This is a genomic window from Paenibacillus prosopidis (assembly GCF_003337375.1).
Classification (GTDB): domain Bacteria; phylum Bacillota; class Bacilli; order Paenibacillales; family Paenibacillaceae; genus Pristimantibacillus; species Pristimantibacillus prosopidis.
Genome location: NZ_QPJD01000005.1, coordinates 369115 through 390651, shown reverse-complemented (window position 1 = coordinate 390651; position 21537 = coordinate 369115). Strand labels below are relative to the sequence as shown.

Here is a 21537-nt window from a genome sequence, read left to right as displayed (position 1 = left end):
TTTATATGGATATTCGCCGCAAGGCGAATATCCATATTTCTACTCTGTATAAGGAGACAACCAGATGATTGAATTTCAAAATGTCGAAATTAAATACAATGACTTCGTCGCGGTGGAAGCGATGAATTTCACCGTAAAGGAAGGCGAATTTTTCACTTTGCTAGGACCGTCCGGCTGCGGGAAAACGACAACGCTGCGCAGCCTGGTCGGATTCATCATTCCCAGCAAGGGCAAAATTATGGTGGGTGGCAAAGACATGACGCACCTTCCCGTGGAACAGCGAAAGATCGGCATTGTATTTCAGAGCTACGCGCTATTCCCGACGATGAGTGTCTATGAGAATATTGCTTTCGGACTGAAAGTCCAAAAATTGCCCAAGGATGAAATCCATCGAATCATAACGGAAATGGCTAACAAAGTCGATTTGAACGAGCAGCAGCTTAACAAAAATGTTTCGGAATTATCCGGCGGTCAGCAGCAGCGGGTTGCGATCGCGAGGGCGCTGGTGCTAAAGCCGAATATTCTCGTGCTGGACGAACCGCTCTCCAACCTGGACGCCAAGCTGCGCGGACAGATGAGAGCGGAGCTGAAAAGATTGCAAAATGATTTTGGCATTACCACGATTTACGTTACCCATGACCAGGAAGAAGCCTTGACGTTGTCGGATCGCATTGCGGTTTATAACAAAGGGAAAATCGAGCAAATCGGGACGCCTCACGAAATTTACAACAAATCCGGTTCGCGTTTCGTATGTGAGTTTATCGGCGATATCAACAGGCTGAATGAACCGGTTTTGCGGCAAATCAATCAGCAAACCGGGCGGCAGTTTGATCTGTCAAAGCCCGGATATATCAGACTGGAGCGAATCTCACTCTCTCTCCCGCCGGCCATCCATAAACCGGTTTGTTTAAAAGCTAGAGTAGTCGAGAACGAGTTCAACGGTATCTATACAAAATATACGTACGATGTAGATGGCGTCTTGATCCGAAATGTGGAAAAAAATGATGGATCTATGTCCTATATCAACGGTCAAGAAATCAGCTTGTTCTTGAATGCCGATGATATCATGCAATTTTAGAGGTGGGCGAGATGAATACAAATCATGCAATGAAACGATGGTTAAGCCCATCCAGACTGATGGGAATAGCAGTCGCGCTTTTTCTCATATGGTTTATTGTCGCCTTTCTGATGTACCCGAATTTGAGCCTGCTCCTGAAGACATTTATAAAAGACGGCTCGTTCACGTTTGAACCGTTTCGGCAATTATGGCATTCCGGCAAGGCGATGAAAAGCTTGTTAAACAGCTTCATCCTGGCCTTTTCACTGATGATTACGGTGAATATTGCAGGGGTTTTTCTCGTCATGGTCACCGAATACTTTGATATCAGAGGCGCGAAAATATTAAAGCTCGGCTATTTCACCACACTGGTGTGTCACGGCATCATTCTGATCGCAGGTTATCAATATGTATACGGTCCATCCGGCGTTGTTACCCAATTGCTTATGCGAATTTTCTCCGATCTGGATCCGAATTGGTTTACCGGATATGGCGCCGTACTGTTCGTAATGACCTTCGCTATCACGTCAAATCACGTAATTTTCCTGTCCACGGCGTTAAGAAGGATCGATTATCAAACGATTGAAGTCGCCCGGAATATGGGGGCTTCCGAGTTCAGAATTATTACACAGATCGTTCTGCCTGTGTTGAAACCGTCGATTATCGCAATCACGATATTAAATTTTCATACGGGTATTACCGCTTTGTCTTCTCCTATGATCCAAGGGGGAGATCACTTCCAGTCGATCAACTCGATTATACTCATTTTGGCTGGCAGCGAGTATTCCAGAGGAGTCGCCGCAGCATTGTCGATTATATTGGGGCTGGCTACGTTTCTTATTCTGACCTTTCTGATGCGAAAAGATATGGATGAAAATTTTACAGCCGTCTCGAAAGTGTCTTCCAGAATTCAAAAGAAAAAGATCGCAAATAAACCGACGAACTTCTTGATGCACGCCGCGGCTTACTTGTTATTTGTGATCTATTTGCTGCCGTTGGCGATCATTTTCGTCTTTTCATTTACAGATTCCTATAGTATCGCTAACGGGATCATATCTTTGGACCGATTAACGCTTTCCAATTATATTTATGTATTTAGCCAACCGAACGGGTACAAGCCTTATTTGGTCAGTTTGTTTTACTGCCTCGGGGCTGCTGTATTGGTCGTGGTACTCTGTCTGATCGTTGCCCGAATCTTGCATAAGAGCAACAACAAGCTGGTTACAAGATCGCTGGAGTATGCAACGTTGATTCCCTGGCTCCTTCCTAGCTCCATGATCGCGCTCGGGTTGATATACACTTACAATACGCCAAAGTGGCTCGTCGGCAATTATGTTTTGGTTGGAAGCATTTGGATCATGCTGCTTGCATATATTGTGGTTTCAATCCCGTTTTCCATCCGATTGATCAAAGCTTCGTTCTTCGGCATTGACGGCTCATTGGAAGAAGCAGCTAAAAGTATGGGAGCGAAGACGTTTTATACGTTCAGGAGGGTCATTCTGCCGATGATTCTTCCGACAGCCTTGGCGGTAATCGCCCTTAATTTTAACGGGTTGCTCGTAAATTATGATGTGACGGCCTTTTTGTACCACCCGCTGTTGCAGCCCCTCTCGATCGTCATCACCAGCAGCGTTTCTGAAAACGCAGTCAGCAGCGAAGTCGATACGAAGGCTGTTTCATTGGTTTATTCGGTTGTGATTATGATCATTTCCAGCATTTCGCTCTATTTGATTTATGGAAGAAACAGTAATCGTTGATAAACAGGAGATATATAACAATGAAGATAAATAATCCGAATCGCTTTAATCAAATTTATTCCGAGTTTAATGATCCGAACGGCCGAATCATGGTGGTCGCCCACCGGGGCGACTGGCTTTATGCGCCGGAAAATACATTGCCGGCCATTAGCAATGCGATCGCTTTAGGCGTCGATATGATCGAGATCGACGTGCAAAGAACGCGTGACGGAAAACTGATTTTAATGCATGACGAAACGGTGAATCGAATGACGAGCGGAAGCGGAGCTATTGCTGATCTCAGTTATGAAAAGCTGCTTTCCTTTCAAGTAAAGCGAGCACAAGGCGGAGAAACTGCGGGGTTCACCAGGGAGCAGATTCCGACGCTTGAGGAAGTCATGAAGCTTGTAAAAGGCAAGGTGTTCGTCAATTTGGACAAATGCTGGGATATCCGGGAGCAGGTTTATCAAGTTTTGCTGGAAACCGGAACTGTGGACCACGGCTTGTTCAAAAGCGATGCCGATCCGGATGAAGTCGCGGCGTTCCTGGAATCAAAGCCGATTCGCCCCGAGTATATGCAAATCATTCATGCCGGCAATGCGCATTTGCTGCATGACCCGAATGCCTTGCTTGCGAAAATCAAACCAAAGGCGGTCGAGTTCATCTTTGAGGATGAAGCCAGTCCATTTTCGATTGAAGAAGCGTTTCGTATGTTCGCCGGAACATGCAGAGTCTGGATGAACACGATGTGGGATTCGTTATGCGCCGGACACTCCGATGTTAAATCGCTCAAAAATGACGCTGACGGTTGGGGTTGGGGAATTGCGAGAAAGGTTAACATGATTCAAACCGATTATTCCCGGCAATTATTGAATTATTTGCAGAAATAAAAACACAAAGTCCTCAACTACACGCAAAAAAACCTAACGGAGCTATTCCGTTAGGTTTTTCCTGCATATGATGACCAGCTAAACAGATCCGAACTTTTTCTCGCCGCGCGGCTGATCGCCGCGGTCATCCGGTTCCAGCGTGATGCCGACCGCATCAAAGCTGAGGCTATCCGAAGCAATCGGCATCGCCAATACGCCGATTCCCCGCTCGTCGACGCGGAACGTGCCGGCGCTTCTGCGCTCACCGTCCTGGAGCAGCCAGACTTGGTAAGCTTGCGTATCCGTTGTAGCCTGCGCCCCGAACACGTATACGATGAACTGTTTGCTTTGCCCGTTATCGACAATGCATGCGACGCCATAGGAACGGTTTGCTTCCGATGTTTCCGGCTTCAGTGAGACCAGACGCTCGATTTGTGCTGCGGGAATGTTTAAAGCTTGCTCCAATGGGAGGGGAGCGGCCGACCGTTCGCGGTACAGCTGATAATTCCAGATAGAGCCTATAATGAAGAAAGCGGCCACAACGGCAATGGCTGCAAACGATCTCCACCGCTTGATGACAAGACGTCTACTTGCGGATTTCGAATGATCGCTGCCAGTCTCCACAGCCAACACAGCGTCCATTACTTGCTGCTTCAAATCTTTTGGCGGCTCGATTCGTTCCATGTTTTCGGGTAACGCCTCCCATACGATGCGAAGCTCATCGATTTCGGCCTGGCAGTCGGCACAATCGGGAAGATGATGCTCGAAGGCTAGTCTTTCTTCATCTGTACACACGCCGGATATATAATCCAGACACAAGTCGCAAACGTGTTTTTGCTCATTTTCGCGCATCATATTCCTTCCCCCTCCGCCAGAAGATGCCTTCGTAATATTTTCAATGCCTGATGCAGACGGTTTTTTACCGTTCCAAGCGGCTGATTGTAGATTGCAGCCAGCTCGCTTAAGCTGAATCCCTGCCAATAAAAATGCTCCAGGAGCATAATCTGTTGTTTCGATAAATGTTGATACGCGCTGCGAATCTGTTCCTTTTGCGAATCCCTCACGACGCTGTCTTCCGGAGATACCGCGAATTCATCCGGAATTCGCTCCATCTGCTCCGGCTCGAAAGGGACGAGGCTTATGCTTTCCCGCCGTTCTTTGCGCAGGAAGTCGATCGTCATATTGCGGGTAATGGTCAACAGCCAGCTGGAAAACCGGCCTTTATCGGGATTATAGCCCGAATCGGTTGTCCATAACCGCATGAACACCGATTGGACGATATCTCTGGCTGCCGGCTCATCTCTCAGCGTTTTCATGGCATAGGAATAGATGAGAGATGCATATCGGTCGTATAAAATGGAAAGTGCCTTATGCTGCTTGCTTTTGACGAGCTGCATAAGCTCATAATCGGAAAGATTCCGCATATCGTGTGGCCTCCAGAACAGGCTGAAATAAACTTCATCTTACCAAAAGAGAGGGAAACCGTAAACGGTTTCCCTCCATCATTCGATCATTTGGCTTCAACGACGATCGTTCCCTTCATGCCCGGATGAGGCAAGCAATAATAAGAGAATTCTCCATCCTTGGAAAATGTAACTTCTTTTGCTTTGTCTTGCTCGAGCATTCCGGTATCGAAGGAATCGTCATTCGCAGTAGCGCTATGTCCAACCGCATCCTTATTGATGAATTTAACGGTGTCTCCCGCTTTGATCGTCAGCTCGCTTGGAGAGAAGCCGAAGTTTACGATTTCCACGACATGCACTTCTCCGGTTGACTCGGAGGAGGGGGTGTCTGCAGGCGGAGAAGTTGGCTTCGGCGTTGACTGCGGACTCGCGGTCTTCTTAGGTGTATCATCCTTCTCTGGACTGTCGGTTTCTCCGGAAGAGTGCTCGCCTGTATGGACGCTGCTTGTTGACTCTGCCTTCGGTTTGTCCGTAACGGCAGGAGTGGCTGCAGGTGTGCTGGTCTGTTTTGGATTGTCCGCGGGGGATTCTGTTTCCGTCGGCTTCTCAGAAGGACTTTCCTGCTCCGTTACAGGCTTTTCCGTCGTTTCCGGCGACATTTCCGGTGTCGTGTCCGGGGAAGCCGCCACAATATCCGGCTGTTCAGAAGCAGGCTCTTCTTTCGATCCGCATGCGGAAATGAGAATGACACAAAACAAGAGACTTAGGAACAGCAATAATGTTCGATGGTGTCTTAGCATGATCCTATCCCCTCTTATTTTACAATGATTTGGCCGGTCATAAATTGCTTATGCGGTGCGCAGAAATAATTGTAGGTGCCGGCTTTTTCCAGAGTTATCGTATGCGATTCCCCTTTGGCGAGTAGCGGGGTTTCGAAAGAACCGTCCAACGCGACAGCATTATGCTTCATTTCGTCGTAATTGGTAAAGGTCACCTTGGAACCAACCTCAACCGTCAACGGCTCCGTCCCGAACGAAAATTGCTTAATGTCAACCTGGTACGTTTTGACCTGCGGTGCGGTCGTTCCATTGAATTTGGCCGGATCGATGACAAACCACACTTGATTGACATTCTGACCTTTAATGTCGCCGTGTTCGGTGTCCTTAACGAAATAATACAACGGATAGCCTTTATAGGTTGTTTGTTTGCTGCCATCCGAACGGGTAATCGAGCCGAGATCGGAGGCGGGCAAGGTTGAAATGGTACTCATTCCTGTCGCCGAATAAGCAGGCCAATTGGCTAGACAAGTGCCTTCGCAAGCGCTCATTTTCGGCGTATCCTTGTCAAAGTAATACAGGGTGCGGCCATAATCGTCGGTTAAGTAATTTCCTAATTCGGTAGATGTGCCAATCATGACGGAATAGTCGGATTTCGCCACAAACCATACGCCGCCGACCGCTTCGCCTTTTACATCGCCGGCTGCCGTATCCTGTACAAAGTAGTACAATGGCCAGCCTTTATAAGTCGTTTGCTTCGTGCCGTCGGTACGTGTCAATACCGAGAAATCGTCGGCATTCAAACTGCCGGGTATTTGCAAATGCTCGGCATAGAAGATCGGCCAATTGCTCAAGCATTTATCCTGACAGGAATTCTGGTCCTCGGCGTCCTTCGTAAAGAAATACAGCGTGCGTCCGTTTTGATCGGTGAAGAAGGTACCCAGTTTGTCGCTTTTCTTCAACAAGATTTGATCATCTGGAAGCATCGCGGATGCGGAAATTACGCCTTTGGATTGCAGTGCTGCAAAAAGAGTAGCGCCGCTTGACGTATGTACGGACAACGACTCAACGAGCGCTGTTGCGATATGGGCATTCGTCAGGGAAGAAGTGCCCGAGATTTGCTGCAGCCCTTTCGACGCGGCGAACTTCTCGGTCTCCGCATAGGAAAAGTCCTTTTCTGACTTGTAACCGAGTATTTCCAAAAGTACTTTGTACAGCTGCTGGGAGCTAATTTTCTCGGAAGGATTAAATTTGTTATTTCCCGTACCGGACCAGCCGTGCTCCGGATGGTTTTTCAGGTAAGCCAGAATAGCTTGATTATTTTTGTTGACCTGGCTCGCATCAGAGAAGTTTGCGGTACCTTTGTAAGCCATGGCCTCATCTAAAAGTCCTTGAAGACGCAGCGAAATGATCGCGGCTTGCATCCTTGTCGAGCTCTTGCCTAAATATGCCGCATTAACGCCGCTTCCGTCACCAAGCAGCAAACCAAGCTCGGCAGCCGTTTCCGCATCCGTCTTGACTGCTGCATCGTGGTCTTGTGCTGATGCGCCGAATGCGAATAGAGAACCCATACATAGTGCTAAGATGGTAAAAATGACTGCAACTTTTTTTGCTTTCAAATAATCCTACCTCCCAATATATTAGTTTTCATAGGAGGTAACGAACGTTAGCGTCATTCGGTTTGAAGGATTGCGGATTTTTTTTGATTTTGGCTTTGTTAATGCGGACATAGAATCTGCAATACACCTTAAAACGTACTAAAAATAACTGTTTTACAGCAAATTGATTTTAGATTGTTATTCTAATAAAGGCGGGACACGATGTTTGGTCGCTTGTTCAAAGCCATAAGCTATTTTGATCAATGTCGGTTCGCTAAATGCCGTGCCAACGAAGGTTATGCCTTGCGGTCCTTTTGTCGTATAGCCGCCTGGAGCAATGATTCCGCTTTTTGCGAATCCCCCAGGGACTGTAATGACAGGATAACCCGCTCTGGCAGCAAGATCATCGCCGCCCTCATTTCCTAGGAACAGCAGCGCATCTAATTGAAGCTTCTCCAGAACGAAATCAATTCCTTGCTTGCCGGCCATCTCTTTATTTTTCATTTTACTATCGAGATAATCTTGTTCAGTCAGTGTTCCGCTTGTTTCCTCTGACCACACGAGAACTCCTTGCCCATATTTCAAAGCGGTTTCCGCATGTTCAATATTGTAAGCAATTAGCTCCTGCAAAGAATGAACAGGTACGCTCTCATCTAAATCCGCTAAATAATCATTGATATATTTCTTGAATTCATAACGCATCACATTCTCATCCCATTCCGTCTGTTCACATGGAAGGGTTACAGGATCGACGATAGCAGCGCCTGCGTTTCTCAGAACCTCAATCGCCGCTTCAACGATTGTAAGCCTGGCCTCATCTAATTCTTTATAATAAAATCGTGGAATCCCAATCCGGGCGTGCTTCAAATAGTCTGCATCTAGAAATGGAGTGTAATCGCGGTAAGAATGCTTCGCTCCTGATAAAGTTACAGCATCCCGCTCGTCCGCTCCTGTCAGGGCCCCGAGAATTATCGCAGCGTCTGTCACCGTTCTTGCCATCGGACCGGCAGTATCTTGACTATGCGTAATCGGAATAATGCCAGATCGGCTCACTAATCCGATCGTAGGTTTAATTCCGACAAGACTAGTTTGGCTTGAGGGGCTAATAATGGATCCGGAAGTTTCCGTTCCGATCGCTGCTGCTCCTAAATTTGCGGCAACCGAGGCAGCAGAGCCCGAGCTAGAACCGCCGATGAACAGCTCTCCCGGACCATAAGGATTTAGAACGAGCCCCCCTCTGGAGCTGTACCCGGCCCACATCGTATCCGACATAAAGTTTGCCCATTCCGTCATATTGGCTTTTCCGAGTAAAACGGCGCCGGCGGAACGCAGCTGCAAGGCAACAAAAGAGTCCTTCGCAGCAAACGAATCGGCTAATGCCACCGATCCGGCGCTAGTGTGCATTTTGTCGTGAGTATCAATATTGTCCTTTAATAGAATAGGTATGCCGTGCAGCCTTCCCCGGCTTCCTTTTTCTTTCCGTTCTTCATCTAAAGCCTTTGCCATTTCAACCGCTTCCGGATTGATTTCTAAAATGGAATTGATTTTTATATCATATCTGCTAATTCGGTCTAAATATATTTTCACGAGTTCTTCTGAACTTAACAGCCCGGATTCCATAGCGGACTGCATACTTGTAATGTCTGCTTCTATGATCCATTCTTCCAACTTTATATTCATGTAAGCATCTCCCTAAACCGTTTCTACATTTAACTATAAGGAATGATACCCTTAATACAAGGGCAAGTTTGGTTATAATCATTTTTGAAAATGTCAATCAAAGCGCGGCATGATATGGTTTGAGTATTAGAGGATGGAGGGGATAGCGTTGCCGGATGTATTTGCAGTTGCTGATACGCTTATTAAACATATTAAGAATAATTACTCCAACGACATTGCAATCGTCGCGTATTATGGGTCATATGCACAAGGAACGGCGACCAAGCGCTCGGATTTGGATTTCTTCTTTATTCCTGCAAGCGCCGATGGTTATCGTGCGAGTATCCAGTTTATTTTGGATGATATAAGCTTTGACTTCTGGCCTATCAGTTGGGAACGCGCTGAAAGAATGGCATCATTAGCAGATCCGCAGACGACGATAATCGCTGATTGCAGATTACTCTACGCCCGTTCGGACGAAGACCGAAACCGCTTCATGAGGCTGCGTGACAGCATCGCCGCTATTCAGGAGCCTGAGCATGGATTGCAATTGACGCAAAGAGCCGAGTCATTGCTGCACGATGCTTATGTACATTTGTATAAGATGAGCCGTATGGATCCATTGGCGGATTTAACCTTTTACCGAAGCGAAGCTTACGATGTTTTGACGAAAGTGATCCAAAGTCTCGGTCTACTAAATCAAACTTATTTTACCGTAGGCTGGGGCAAAAATAAGGATCAGATTCTACGGCTCCCGCTCAAGCCGGACCACTTGGAGAGTCTGTATGAGACCATCATAACAGCGCAATTACCTGCAGACATCAGGTCCGCTTGCGAACGGTTGACTGAGGCAACTCTTGAGTTGGTAGCGAAGCATAGAGGGATGTATTCCACTGCCCCGTCTTATCCCGACCGCATGAAGGGATTTTATGAGGAGACCAAAGGGACTTTCGATAAAATCATTACAGCTTGCGAAAAGAATGATTATGATACGGCATACTTTGCGGCTATCCGGATACAGGATGAAATTGCTTACTTTCTACATTTAGCCGAAAAAGGGTACCCGCCATTCCAGCTGGAGCTTAATTCCCAGTACCAAGTATATAAAAAGTTAGGACTGCCGGATCTCATCCATCTTCTTGCCCCTGGCGATTTAAAGCCTCTTCAAGCGGCCGTTGTACGGCTTGACGTTCTTCTGTTAAGCCATCTCAAAGCCAATGGAGTCGAAATCAACAGCTTCGAATCCATAGAACAGTTTGAAAGTTTTCTACGTACGCGATCTGTCAGATAACAATCATTTTCCCCGTCGCCATCCTCTGTACGCTATGCTAGTATTTTCCTTATATGAATATGGGAGTTGGATTCATGGTTGATACAAGTAAGAGAAGTGTTTTCCGATTAATTAGAAGAAAAGGCTTTAAGCAGTTTTTAGCACTATGCAGCACATACAAATCGCTATACATCACGGTTGTTTTGCTCCAAATCGGGGTAATTGCGACTGCACTGCTGTTCGCGGAAACCAACCGGAGGCTGTTTGATGCGGCGCCGGATATATCGAACGACCAGCTTGCGAAGCTGCTGATTGCTTTCGTCGTTTTTATTGCCTTAGGTCTTTTCTTCTCGCTCTCGGAGCGGGTGTTTAACCAGATCGTCAATACGAATGTCGTGTTCCAAATGCGGCAAATGGTGCTGACCCAATTAACGCGCTTATCTCTTAGCTACCATGAGAATAAGCATAGCTCTCATTCAAATAATATTTTGAACAGTGAGCTTGAGGTATTTAAACATTTTGTTGTATTCGATGTTCTCAAAATGATTTCTTTGCCCATATCATTCATATCGGTAGGCATCTATTTGATGGTTGTGCATCCGGTTCTTGGCATCATTGCACTTGCTGTCGGGCCTTTACAGCTGATCAGCAATGTCATGGTGAAAGAGAAATTCAAAAGCCTGATTGCCAAGCAGCAGGATATGGGGCGGGAGTGGTTTTTCCACATGGGTGAAACGCTCGCCGGCATGAGGGAGATTAAGATGAACCAATTGGAAGATGCGACCCTTCTTCGAACGAAGCACGTCTTTAAAGATAGCATCAAGCTTTGGATTTCGGTCGAAAAAATGTGGGCGATCCGCGAGATCATTCGGGCGGTTCCGGAAAAGCTGGGCTATATCGTCGGCATCGGGTTAGGTACGCTGATGATGATTAAAGGCGAAATTGGCATCGGCGGTTTGGTCGCTTTCATTACATTGCTAGATAAGGCTGCGGCTCCGTTTACGAGCATTGTCGAAATAATTAATTCCTTGCAGAGAGTGTCGGCGGGAGCAGAGAAGCTTCTTGACGTGATGGAGCTGGAGCCGGAGGAGAAGGAAAGTGGAATCGCTTTGCGCCCCGAGCCACCTTCCATTGTGTTCAAGCAGGTGAACTTCCAATACGAAGCAGGCAGAAGCGTGTTGAAGGATATTAGCTTCACGATCCCCGCGGGCTCTTCGGTTGCATTGGTCGGTCCGAGCGGCGGAGGGAAGAGCACCATTGTGAAGCTGTTGTACCGTTTTTATGATCTGCAATCAGGGATGATCCACATAGATGGAACGCCGATTCAAGACTATACGATTGACTCGCTGCGCGGAAACATGGCATCGGTATCACAGGATGTTTATTTATTTGATGGCACTATTCGTGATAATATCGCCATCGGTTCGGGGAAGGCCGACGCCAGCGACGAACAAATCAGACGAGCGGCGACGCTGTCGCAAGCATATGAATTTATTAGCAAATTGCCGGACGGTTTCTACACGAAGGTAGGCGAGAGAGGAATCAAATTGTCGCAGGGTCAAAAGCAGCGTATCGCGATCGCCCGGGCCATTATACGCGATGCTTCGATTCTTATCCTTGATGAGCCTACTTCAGCGCTGGATGTAGAGACGGAGTCGCTGTTTCAATACGACCTCGGGCAGTGGGCAAGTCATTGTACGAAAATCATTATCGCACATCGTCTATCCACGATCCGTGATGTCGACTACGTCTTGTTTCTAGAGAACGGTGAAATTCGTGAAATGGGCACTCCGAAGGAGCTCCTTAACTCGAACGGACGATTCATGGATTTTTGGGCTAAGCAGGAGATGAAGGAGTTTAGCGATACCTTTAGGAGGGAGCATGCAAGGCGCTGAAGCTTAAGCGTTAAGCGGAATATATGATAAAGTTGTTTTTAAAGGCAGGAGGTACGGACATGATAGAGCCATTCATTCATAATCATCAATACAATGCACTCAACCGTCAAATCGATACGCTGCAGCGTGCCTACAACACAGTCGCTGACCGCAAAGTAATTGACGCAGCTAAATATTCGGCCGAAAGCTATGTGGCGGGGCTGTTTAATTCTATGACGGAGGAACAGAGAAGGCTGTTAGAGCCGCTCTTCGAGCATAAGAGCAAAATCGAATACGAACTCGCCATTAGCGACTTGACTCCATATTTGGTATCGTTTCCTAAAGTGACGGAGGCGCAAATTAAGAAGCTGTTTCCGAAGGTGAAGAAGCTCAAGGTGCCTGATTTAACCGAAGTTCCATTTGGGTCGCTAACCTATCTAGGCTGGCTCGACATAGGTTCAACTAAGCTTTATATGGTCTACAAGCGCGAAGGTAGGCTAGTCGGTGTCGAAGCCCGATACACGGCAGCCAACAAAAAAAGTATTTGCTCGCTATGTAACGGCTACGGGGAGGTTGCTCTCGTTACAGCAGTAGCCAAGACTAAAGCATCCAGCTTGCCCGATTACTATAAAGCGGTTGGCAACTATATGTGTGTTGATAGCGCATACTGTAACAAACGAATAACGGATATTTCTTATTTAGAGACTTTTATCGGGGAGATCGTCGGTTGACGGAAGGAGTGGGACACCATGAAACGAAATCGCTTAGGACAATCCGAGCTCTATGTGAATGAGATCGGTCTCGGCTGTATGTCGCTTGGGACGGATAAGAGAAGGGCCATAAACCTTATTCATGAAGCATTAAATCGCGGGATCAACTTTCTCGATACGGCGGATTTGTACGATGAAGGGCTTAATGAGGAAATCGTCGGAGAAGCGCTGCGCAGCAGGCGTTCGGATGCCATCATAGCTACGAAGGTAGGCAATCGATGGGAAGCGGGCAAGGATGGGTGGAGCTGGGATCCATCCAAGGCGTACATTAAAGCAGCTGTAAAAGAAAGCCTGCGGCGCCTTCAAACCGACTATATCGATTTGTATCAGCTGCACGGCGGTAAACTGGACGATCCGATTGACGAAACGATCGAAGCTTTTGAAGAGCTTAAGCAGGAGGGTCTTATTCGTTATTACGGCATATCCTCTATACGTCCGAACGTCATTCGGGAATATGTGAAACGATCGAATATGGTGAGCGTGATGACTCAATATAGCATTCTGGACAGACGCCCTGAGGAGGCGGTGCTTCCGCTGCTTGCGGAGTCGGGAATCAGTGTTATAGCCCGCGGTCCGGTGGCGAAAGGGATTCTGACGGGTAATGGACAATCGAAAGCGGATAAGGGCTACTTGGATTACAGCAAGGAAGAGTTAATTGCTTTGCGCGAAAGTTTATTTAATCTGAGTGCTGCTTCCCGCGACATGTCTCATACCGCCATCCGATACGCGCTTTCTCATCCTGCTGTGGCTGCCGTTATTCCGGGTGCAAGCTCGCTGGAGCAGCTGCTGCAAAATATAGAAGCCGGTAATATTCAGGCATTATCCCCTATTGAGTTGGAAGCGATTCGGCGGATAAGCCGCAGCAACCAGTATGATCAGCATCGTTAGATATACAAGGTGGAAAAATGACAGAAAAAGTAATCATTTACAGAACAAATGTTCTGGGTTATTATCTTTTTGTGGGTGATTTTTCCATGTAAATTATGGAGAGATAATTGGCTGCCTGCAGGGCGGCCTTTTATTTTTTTCTTTATAAAAAACATTCAAAATAATTGATAGATTTTTGGAGTGAGCGGCATCTTTGCTACAGGGGGGATCAAATTGGACGTGTTGGCGCTCGAGACGGCTTCCATGCTAAGCAGCGGAGGAGGAGCGGAAGGGCAGGAACGGGAGCTGGTTGAGCGCGCCCGTTCCGGTGATCAGGAGGCGTTCGGGGAGCTTGTAAGGCGCCACCGTGCGAAGGCGCTTGGCCTCGCCGGATCGCTGACGAAGGACGTGTATCTGGCAGAGGACATCGTGCAGGAAGCGCTCATTCGCGCATTTCTTCATTTGGGCACGCTTACCGATTCCAACCGGTTCATCCCTTGGCTACACCGTATTGTGCGAAATCAAGCGTACATGAAGCTGCGGCGTGGCGGTCCGCACGGGAAGGAGCGTCCGTTCGTTTGCTTCATGAGTCAATCCGGATTGCCGGCTGATTCAGGGAGGAACGAGCAAGCGGTCGACTGGAGCGACATCGACTGCATCCTGTTTCATTTGACCGATCACGCTGCGGATGAGGCGCGGAACGGACAAAATCCGGAACAATACTTGCTGCGACAAGAGGTATTGCAGAGTATCCATATGCTGATCAGGTGCTTGAACAAGCGGGAGAGGGATATATTCGAAGCGAGATTTTTTGGAGAGCTGCCTCCTGCCGAAATTGCCGACCTGTTCGATACGACGACTGCCAACGTATATAATACGTTGTCGAGATCCCGCGTCAAGCTGCAGAAGGAGCGCATAAGAATTTCGATCAGCCTGTACGTGCAGCGAAGAGCGTCGCTAGGCTTGCCTAGACGAAGGATATTAACTCCACCCCTGATTTAACGCAAGCGTTTGATTCATTTGAATTGGAGATGGGAGAAGCCATGACAATTGAAAGGGATTGGTCGAAGACCTGGACTTCGGCTGCAGCCGCGATTCATGGAGCGGTAAGCTATACCGACAAAAAACATTTTACGTTGACGGAAGTAATGGGATTTACGGGTCACGCCTTTCGAATGAACATCGATCCGGAGAGTATTAACGCAGCAGGTCCGACCTCGTTTCCAGGCGGCTATATTTTACGCCGAAATTTATGTAATCTCGGCTTTACGAGCTGCCTGGCCGATCCGCCCGCTCCTCTTACGCCGGATAAGGTGGAGAGAACGATCTCACTCGTTCAGCAATCCCTTGACCGCGGGGTTCCCGCCATTGCGTTCGATTTGTTTACGCCTGAATTCGGATTGATTTACGGCTATGACGATGATAAACAGCAATTTTACGCGAAGGACCATGCGAAGGACGGAACGCTTACGTATGCGCAGTTCGCCGATCCGAAGATCGATCTGTTGTTCGTGACGACGATCAGCGAGAGCCTGCCTCATTCCAAATACGAAACGCTGCGGATGGCATTATCGATGATTGTCGACCATGCGCGGGGCAAGGAATGGACGCATGTGTTCGGCGATAAATTTGCGCAGGGTTTGGCTGGTTACGGGGCATGGATCAATGTAATGAAGCTTCGCCGGGCTGATGAGCATGGCAATGCTTTCAATATTTCGGTTATCGCCGATGCGCGCGAGTTCGCCGCACGCTTCCTCCGCGAATTGGCGTTCCGCTGGGATGGATCGAACGTGGTGGAGCGAACCGTTCGCAAGCATGCTGGAGATGCGGCCGTTCATTATGAGGCGGTTGCGGTAGCGTTCGGGCAATTAAGAGAGCTGTTTCCGTTTCCGGATGGCGGTCAGCCGAAGGATCCGGTTACGGCAGACCGGGCAATAGAACTGCTGCAGCAAGCGCAGGAAGCGGAAACGAAGGGGGTCGAGCAGCTGGAGCAGCTGTTTCATTTCATGAAAGAATACTATTCGGAAATTTGGGTGAATTAACCGAATTAAAACGAGAGGGATGAGAAGATGGCTTTAACGGAGAAGAAGATGTTTGATCACAAGGGCGGATTCGAGCTGGACGATTTGCGTGGAGAGAAGCTGCATATGGTTTGCTTGAAGGGAGCGGAGCTGCATGGCGTCGATGCAAGAGATACGTCCCTGGAGCATGTGAACTTTGTCCATTCGAAGTGGAACCATATTTATTTCTCAAATGTTCATGTTAATGAAGTGCAGATGGGCGGTACGCTATTTGAAAATATTCGTCGTCCCGATGCTGAAGTTAGCCGCTTCGAGGAGGAAGCCGGAACAGACGGCTGGATTAATGTCGAGCCCGTTCGCTTCCTGACGAGTGATTTGAGCAAAGCGGTATTTGAGTCCTGTAACTTAAAAGGCGTGGAATTAATCGATTGCCAGGTTGAAGGCATGCGGATCAATGGAATCCCGGTGGAGGAGCTGCTGCGGAGCTATTCAGAGAAACAAAAGTATCCGCATGTCATAGAACAAGCTGACACTGAAACGGCTGGTCAGGACCTGCCAACTGTCGTAAAGATACCTCCTATATCCATAGTTGGTGTTACCTACGATGCGAACCTAACGGAGATAGAGCAGCAGCAGCTTGGCGCGGCGGCTCTCGAGAAGGTTCGTGCTTACAAGGAACGTATTCCGACAAGGCTGTCCGACGACGTTCATCTTATACAGGTGTATCCGATGAAACCAAACTTCAACCCGCACGTCGACGTTTTTACTCAAATTATCGGTTATCTGGTGCCGGAAGCAACGACACCGCCGGAGGAACTGGTGCTCCGTTCTTTCCCTGAACGGGAATATGTCAAAGCAACGCACAAAGGACTTGAATCCGAGCTTGGCCGTACGTACGATTTGCTGTACGGTCAATGGATGCAAGACAATGGACGCCAACCGGCCGGATACGATTTCGAGGTGTGGGGCGAGCGATACAAGCCCGATCAACAAGATAATGAAATCGATGTTCATGTTGCGCTGGCTCCATAATCTTTAATAGAGGAGGAAAACCTGTGAGCGCTGCATTTACTTTTACACGTATCGGCTACGTGTATGTGCCGACCACTAATATTGAAGAGTCGATCGAGTGGTATACAAATAACTTATCATTTAAATTAATGAACAAGTGTCAAGATCGGGGATCCTATTTGGCTGTACTGCATCATCCACACAAAAATTCGATTGCATTATTGCTAATTGAAACAGAGGACAAACAGGCCTTGGAAATCTCAAGAAATGGGAATTCATTCCCGATAATGGCCATAAACTGCCCTGATATCGAATACACTCACCGTTATTTAAAAAGCCAAAGGGTCGACGTAGAAGAGTTACACACCCTTGGAGCAGGAGAGGCAAGATACTTTTATTTTAGAGACAACCAAGGAAATCTGTTGGAAGCTGCTTGGTCCATTTGGGATCCAAAGGATGAGATTAAAGAAGACTTCATGGGACAGACAATCAAATAATAGAAATGGAGATGATTCTGAATGATTAAAAAAATCGAGTGTGCGTATGTTCCGGTCACGAATGTGGAAAAGGCAGCGGAGTGGTATGAGCGTGTGCTTGGGATGAAGCTTCGTTCCCCCGTTAAACCGGGCAGCGGAGCGATTATGATTATGGGGGACGGCGGATGGCTATTTCTGCTTCCGAGTCCCAATATGACTCCGCTCACGTTCGAAACGACAGGCTGGGCCGGGGATGGGGAAACGTTCGAGATGTTTCCGCTATGCTTCGAGACCGAAGATATTCAGTCGCTTTATGCTTCCTTGAAGGAGGCAGGCTCATGGATTGAGACAGAGATTCGGGATGAGGGAGGCTGTGGGCTTCAGCTGAATTTCAAGGATCCAGACGGAAACAAATATCAAGTGTGGCAACAGCCGTAAACATATAGGTATAATCCTCGCGAATACAGAAACGTCTGCGTAGTGACGTTTCTGTGTACGCGAGAGGAAAGTCAAATTAGGGATTGACAATTTCAACTGTATCAAATAACATTACAGTATCCTTCTTGATGGGGAGTTATGTTGATGAACAGTGAATTTACGGTAGCCGTCCATTGCTTAGTGTTTTTGGCTTATTTGCCTGATCATATGGCGAGCAGTGAGTTACTCGCACGAAATGTATCTACAAATCCGACCCGTATTCGCAAAGTAATGAGCTTGCTGCGCACTCATGGTTTCGTGAAAACAAAAGAGGGTGTCGGCGGAGGATACTTATTAAGCTGTGAGCCTGACAAGGTTACTCTTGGTCAAATATATCGTGCTATTTCCACTGGGAATCTGAAGCCGCATTGGTGTTCAGGCAATCAAGAGGATGCCTGCCTCGTTTCAGCGAATATGGAGCATGTGATGGATGATATCTTTACTGAAGCAGAGACTCATTATGAGCTGTGTTTGGAACGAACAACGATTCAATCCGTTCTAGACAAAGTGAAAAAATGCAAACACGTATAATCAACGCCATCCGTGCGTTTTTTATTGTTATAAATGTATTTTTTATATGTACAGTTTAGACATGCTTCATGCCGACAATACTAAACGATCATTAAGAAAAAGAAGGTGAATACCGTGTCAACGGAAACGCATAAAATTCATGCTTACGATATTCCATTGTCGGTTCTCGATGTCTCTCCGATTGTCGCCGGAGGCTCCGTCTCTGAATCGCTAAGCAACACGCTGGACTTAGCCCGCCATGCAGAGAAATGGGGTTATAACCGCTACTGGCTGGCGGAGCATCATAACGCACCGAGTATCGCCAGCTCGGCTACATCGATCGTGATTGGCCACGTAGCGGCAGGCACTTCGACGATCCGCGTAGGCTCTGGGGGTATTATGCTGCCGAACCATGCTCCGCTTGTCATTGCTGAGCAATTCGGCACGCTGGAATCGCTCTTTCCTGGCAGAATCGATCTTGGCCTTGGCCGCGCTCCCGGTACGGATGGGCTTACGGCTGCGGCACTTAGAGGGAACCGTGGAAGCAACGGACATGATTTTCCGGAACAGCTGGCAGAACTCCGTGCCTTTCTTGACCCGTCTAGCGCTGAGGTTGGCAAGCCTGTCCGTGCAATTCCCGGAGAAGGTCTAAACATTCCGATTTGGCTGCTCGGCTCGAGTGATTTTAGCGCCATGCTGGCTGCTCAGCTTGGATTGCCGTTTGCTTTTGCCGGACATTTCTCGCCCACGTTCACCGTTCCGGCTATGAATTTGTACCGCAGCAACTTTAAGCCTTCGGCTGTGCTGGATAAGCCGTACGGCATGGTGGCCGTGAACGTAATTGCAGCAGATACGGATGAGGAAGCGGATTACTTGGCTACTTCAATGCAGCAGCTCTTTCTGTCCTTCATTCGGAATACCCGTGGTCCTTTGCCGGCGCCCGTACGCGATATGGACAAAATTTGGAGTGAGCAAGAAAAGGCGGCACTGCAGCAGCAGTTAGGATCTTCAATTACAGGTGGTCCAGAAACGGTTAAAACTAAGCTTAACCAATTTATTGAAGCAACTGGAGCGGATGAAATTATGGTTGCTGCCCATATTTTTGATCACATGGCTCGTTTGCGTTCTTATGAAATTGTAGCAGGAAACTAACAGAGAAAAGATAGGGTGGGTAAGATAATGGCAAAAGCGGCAAAAGGGAATAAGCAGATGCTTTTCCTTATGATTAACATGTTTATTGCAATGCTCGGTATCGGGCTTATCATTCCCGTTCTGCCCGAGTTTCTCAAGGAATTCGGTGCGGGCGGCAAAACGGCAGGCTATCTCATTGCGGCCTTCGGAGTCACGCAATTTATTTTTTCCCCGATAGCAGGCGAGCTTTCCGACAAATACGGACGTAAAATTATGATCGTAGTTGGACTATTGTTGTTTACGATTTCCAACCTCATCTTTGCCATAGCGGAGCAAATACCGCTGCTTTATTTGTCCCGATTGATCGGTGGCGTGGGCGCGGCGGCGATGATACCGGCCATGCTTGCCTATGTTGCCGATATTACTACAGAAGAGAACCGGGGAAAGGGCCTCGGATTACTCGGAGCATCGATGTCGCTCGGCTTTGTTATTGGTCCCGGCATCGGCGGCTTTCTGGCTGAATTTGGCTTACGCTCACCGTTTTACGTATCCGCAGTAGTCGGTGCATTAGCCACTATTGGTTCGCTATTGTTTGTACCGGAATCCTTATCCTTAGAAGCGAGAGCGGCAGCACGAAATTCACAGGTCAAACGAGAAAACATTTTCAAACAATTCGGAAAATCGTTTAAGGCGTCGTACTTTATTTTATTGGTTCTCATCTTCTCCCTTACGTTCGGACTAGCGAACTTCGAAGCGATTTTCCCATTGTTTGTTGACGCGAAATACGGATATTCCGCTTTGGAAATATCGATCATCATCACCGTCGGGGCGCTTGCAGGAACTGTTATTCAAGCGTTATTCATCGGCAAGCTGATTAACCGATTTGGAGAGAAAAAGCTAATTAATTGGACTTTCCTACTATCGGCAGCTGCTCTTATTCTTATGCTGCTTTCCGGTAATTTTATCTATGTGCTTATTCTTACCGCCTTCTTCTTCACGCTTACATCGGTAATGCGTCCGGCAATTAATACGCTGTTGTCCAAATCGGCAGGAGATGAGCAGGGGCTTGTAGCGGGCATGAACAATGCGTATATGAGTCTTGGCAATATTTTCGGTCCGGCAGTAGCAGGCACGATTTACGATGTTCATATTAACGCACCGTATACGCTTGGAGCTATCGTGTTAGTGATCAGTTTGTATCTGTCGATGCGGCGCGGGGGCAAAATGAAGGCCGCAGTAGTAAGCGCAGGATAAATGGATTTAACTACAAGAAAGAGTGCAGACCGGTAACGTTCTGCACTCTTTCTTTGTTGTATGAATTGACCGAACATTCCACTACTCAACAGGCGGCCAGAAACCTCTCTTGAGCTGGCGTATCGAATATCCAAAATCCATTTGCAAATGCGGATAATCCGGGAAGTTTTCCCAATCCCCGCCCCAGGAGAAGCCCAGTCGTTTGGCTATCTCCACAACCTCCATCCAATCCGCTTGTCCGTTTTTGTTTCCGTCATATTCCATATCCCAAATAACGGCGCCTTTCTTGGTCTTCAAAGCAAAGTCGATAGCAAGTCCATAATTATGGTACGAATTTCCGCCTTGCACTTGCGTAACGACCGGACCATCCTCCGAACGTCCACGAGCATATAACGCATCCTGTTCCTCGCTTGACCGGAAGCCATCGGTAATAAGGATTGTGATTCCTATTTTACTCGTTTCAGCCATCAGCTCCGTTTGTTTGGCAAGCACAATAGGGTGCAGAGCGGTGATAGGCGGAGCGGGAACAATTTCAATGTCTGATTTGAACGGGTCTGAGGTATCTGACGTATCGAACCATTTCCAAACGATTGCTGCCGCAAATGCTAAGATGACCAGTATTAACCATTTATTTCGTTTCCGTTTATTTTTGGCGGTTATATTCGGATTCATCCGTCCGGCCGGCACTTGATTAGGTATTGGATTGCGCTCCAGCATGTCTGTTCTCCTCTTATGATCTATCCGCTTATCTTATCATATTGGAATTGCGTATGCGCTA

Annotated in this window: 21 protein-coding genes; 15 read left to right on the top strand and 6 right to left on the bottom strand. The window is 47.6% G+C overall.

Translation table 11 applies throughout. From position 1 onward, the window contains the following. Positions 1–64 precede the first annotated feature (64 nt). Genes DFP97_RS10225 through DFP97_RS10215 form a run of 3 tightly spaced genes read left to right on the top strand, consistent with a single transcriptional unit; the run spans position 65 to position 3683 of the window. Positions 65–1078, top strand: coding sequence for an ABC transporter ATP-binding protein (locus tag DFP97_RS10225; protein WP_114379889.1), 1014 nt, complete (start codon positions 65–67; stop codon positions 1076–1078). An 11-nt stretch (positions 1079–1089) separates the two neighbouring features. Continuing rightward, positions 1090–2814 carry an ABC transporter permease gene (locus DFP97_RS10220; protein WP_245976057.1) on the top strand — a complete coding sequence of 575 codons (1725 nt, stop codon included), beginning with the start codon at positions 1090–1092 and terminating at the stop codon, positions 2812–2814. Positions 2815–2834: 20 nt separating this feature from the next. Beyond that, positions 2835–3683 carry a glycerophosphodiester phosphodiesterase family protein gene (locus DFP97_RS10215; protein ID WP_114379888.1) on the top strand — a complete coding sequence of 283 codons (849 nt, stop codon included), beginning with the start codon at positions 2835–2837 and terminating at the stop codon, positions 3681–3683. Positions 3684–3761: 78 nt separating this feature from the next. On the opposite strand, the gene DFP97_RS10210 is transcribed toward DFP97_RS10215, so the two are convergent. From DFP97_RS10210 to DFP97_RS10190, 5 genes are all read right to left on the bottom strand, one after another. Next, positions 3762–4517, bottom strand: coding sequence for an anti-sigma factor (locus tag DFP97_RS10210; RefSeq protein ID WP_114379887.1), 756 nt, complete (start codon positions 4515–4517; stop codon positions 3762–3764). Next, entirely contained in the window at positions 4514–5086 is a 573-nt protein-coding gene (locus DFP97_RS10205) for an RNA polymerase sigma factor (protein ID WP_114379886.1), read from the bottom strand. Before DFP97_RS10205 ends, DFP97_RS10210 begins: the two co-directional genes overlap by 4 nt. An 86-nt stretch (positions 5087–5172) precedes the next feature. Beyond that, positions 5173–5865, bottom strand: a complete 693-nt coding sequence (locus tag DFP97_RS10200) for a cupredoxin domain-containing protein (protein WP_114379885.1) — start codon at positions 5863–5865, stop codon at positions 5173–5175. Positions 5866–5879: 14 nt separating this feature from the next. Beyond that, positions 5880–7460: a plastocyanin/azurin family copper-binding protein gene (locus DFP97_RS10195; RefSeq protein WP_114379884.1), complete on the bottom strand. Its 1581-nt coding sequence runs from the start codon at positions 7458–7460 to the stop codon at positions 5880–5882. A gap of 177 nt (positions 7461–7637) precedes the next feature. Next, entirely contained in the window at positions 7638–9119 is a 1482-nt protein-coding gene (locus DFP97_RS10190) for an amidase family protein (RefSeq protein ID WP_114379883.1), read from the bottom strand. Between the two features lie 148 nt (positions 9120–9267). Here DFP97_RS10190 and DFP97_RS10185 point away from each other — a divergent pair, with 148 nt between their 5' ends. The 12 genes from DFP97_RS10185 to DFP97_RS10130 all read left to right on the top strand — a co-directional run bounded on the left by DFP97_RS10185 (position 9268) and on the right by DFP97_RS10130 (position 20759). Continuing rightward, on the top strand, positions 9268–10389 hold the full coding sequence (locus tag DFP97_RS10185; protein WP_245976056.1) for a kanamycin nucleotidyltransferase C-terminal domain-containing protein: 1122 nt from the start codon (positions 9268–9270) through the stop codon (positions 10387–10389). A 74-nt stretch (positions 10390–10463) separates the two neighbouring features. Next, positions 10464–12263, top strand: a complete 1800-nt coding sequence (locus DFP97_RS10180) for an ABC transporter ATP-binding protein (RefSeq protein ID WP_181873445.1) — start codon at positions 10464–10466, stop codon at positions 12261–12263. A 59-nt stretch (positions 12264–12322) separates the two neighbouring features. Further along, on the top strand, positions 12323–12973 hold the full coding sequence (locus tag DFP97_RS10175) for a FusB/FusC family EF-G-binding protein (protein WP_114379880.1): 651 nt from the start codon (positions 12323–12325) through the stop codon (positions 12971–12973). Positions 12974–12991: 18 nt separating this feature from the next. Then, on the top strand, positions 12992–13900 hold the full coding sequence (locus DFP97_RS10170; RefSeq protein ID WP_114379879.1) for an aldo/keto reductase: 909 nt from the start codon (positions 12992–12994) through the stop codon (positions 13898–13900). 219 nt (positions 13901–14119) lie between these two features. Beyond that, positions 14120–14881 carry an RNA polymerase sigma factor gene (locus DFP97_RS10165; protein ID WP_245976081.1) on the top strand — a complete coding sequence of 254 codons (762 nt, stop codon included), beginning with the start codon at positions 14120–14122 and terminating at the stop codon, positions 14879–14881. A 41-nt stretch (positions 14882–14922) separates the two neighbouring features. Further along, positions 14923–15921: a hypothetical protein gene (locus tag DFP97_RS10160; RefSeq protein WP_114379878.1), complete on the top strand. Its 999-nt coding sequence runs from the start codon at positions 14923–14925 to the stop codon at positions 15919–15921. A 27-nt stretch (positions 15922–15948) separates the two neighbouring features. Further along, positions 15949–16932 carry a GyrI-like domain-containing protein gene (locus DFP97_RS31440; protein ID WP_245976054.1) on the top strand — a complete coding sequence of 328 codons (984 nt, stop codon included), beginning with the start codon at positions 15949–15951 and terminating at the stop codon, positions 16930–16932. A gap of 23 nt (positions 16933–16955) precedes the next feature. Beyond that, positions 16956–17408 (top strand): VOC family protein, encoded by a 453-nt coding sequence (locus DFP97_RS10150; RefSeq protein WP_114379877.1) that lies wholly within the window; start codon positions 16956–16958, stop codon positions 17406–17408. Positions 17409–17429: 21 nt separating this feature from the next. Beyond that, complete coding sequence (locus DFP97_RS10145; RefSeq protein WP_114379876.1) at positions 17430–17825, top strand: VOC family protein; 396 nt, start codon at positions 17430–17432, stop codon at positions 17823–17825. A gap of 144 nt (positions 17826–17969) precedes the next feature. After that, complete coding sequence (locus DFP97_RS10140; RefSeq protein WP_114379875.1) at positions 17970–18395, top strand: Rrf2 family transcriptional regulator; 426 nt, start codon at positions 17970–17972, stop codon at positions 18393–18395. A 114-nt stretch (positions 18396–18509) separates the two neighbouring features. Further along, complete coding sequence (locus tag DFP97_RS10135) at positions 18510–19526, top strand: LLM class flavin-dependent oxidoreductase (RefSeq protein ID WP_114379874.1); 1017 nt, start codon at positions 18510–18512, stop codon at positions 19524–19526. Positions 19527–19553: 27 nt separating this feature from the next. Beyond that, positions 19554–20759 (top strand): MFS transporter, encoded by a 1206-nt coding sequence (locus DFP97_RS10130; protein ID WP_114379873.1) that lies wholly within the window; start codon positions 19554–19556, stop codon positions 20757–20759. Between the two features lie 81 nt (positions 20760–20840). On the opposite strand, the gene DFP97_RS10125 is transcribed toward DFP97_RS10130, so the two are convergent. After that, the gene (locus DFP97_RS10125) at positions 20841–21476 is read right to left on the bottom strand and encodes a M15 family metallopeptidase (protein WP_245976051.1); all 636 of its coding nucleotides are present in this window, start codon (positions 21474–21476) and stop codon (positions 20841–20843) included. Between the last annotated feature and the right edge of the window lie 61 nt (positions 21477–21537).

Coding starts and splice junctions, on each gene's coding strand:
- DFP97_RS10180 (WP_181873445.1), top strand. CDS start 10,464: ATGGTTGATACAAGTAAGAGAAGTGTTTTCCGATTAATTAGAAGAAAA.
- DFP97_RS10175 (WP_114379880.1), top strand. CDS start 12,323: ATGATAGAGCCATTCATTCATAATCATCAATACAATGCACTCAACCGT.
- DFP97_RS10125 (WP_245976051.1), bottom strand. CDS start 21,476: ATGCTGGAGCGCAATCCAATACCTAATCAAGTGCCGGCCGGACGGATG.
- DFP97_RS10210 (WP_114379887.1), bottom strand. CDS start 4,517: ATGATGCGCGAAAATGAGCAAAAACACGTTTGCGACTTGTGTCTGGAT.
- DFP97_RS31440 (WP_245976054.1), top strand. CDS start 15,949: ATGGCTTTAACGGAGAAGAAGATGTTTGATCACAAGGGCGGATTCGAG.
- DFP97_RS10170 (WP_114379879.1), top strand. CDS start 12,992: ATGAAACGAAATCGCTTAGGACAATCCGAGCTCTATGTGAATGAGATC.
- DFP97_RS10215 (WP_114379888.1), top strand. CDS start 2,835: ATGAAGATAAATAATCCGAATCGCTTTAATCAAATTTATTCCGAGTTT.
- DFP97_RS10200 (WP_114379885.1), bottom strand. CDS start 5,865: ATGCTAAGACACCATCGAACATTATTGCTGTTCCTAAGTCTCTTGTTT.
- DFP97_RS10225 (WP_114379889.1), top strand. CDS start 65: ATGATTGAATTTCAAAATGTCGAAATTAAATACAATGACTTCGTCGCG.
- DFP97_RS10190 (WP_114379883.1), bottom strand. CDS start 9,119: ATGAATATAAAGTTGGAAGAATGGATCATAGAAGCAGACATTACAAGT.
- DFP97_RS10130 (WP_114379873.1), top strand. CDS start 19,554: ATGGCAAAAGCGGCAAAAGGGAATAAGCAGATGCTTTTCCTTATGATT.
- DFP97_RS10220 (WP_245976057.1), top strand. CDS start 1,090: ATGAATACAAATCATGCAATGAAACGATGGTTAAGCCCATCCAGACTG.
- DFP97_RS10140 (WP_114379875.1), top strand. CDS start 17,970: ATGAACAGTGAATTTACGGTAGCCGTCCATTGCTTAGTGTTTTTGGCT.
- DFP97_RS10205 (WP_114379886.1), bottom strand. CDS start 5,086: ATGCGGAATCTTTCCGATTATGAGCTTATGCAGCTCGTCAAAAGCAAG.
- DFP97_RS10145 (WP_114379876.1), top strand. CDS start 17,430: ATGATTAAAAAAATCGAGTGTGCGTATGTTCCGGTCACGAATGTGGAA.
- DFP97_RS10160 (WP_114379878.1), top strand. CDS start 14,923: ATGACAATTGAAAGGGATTGGTCGAAGACCTGGACTTCGGCTGCAGCC.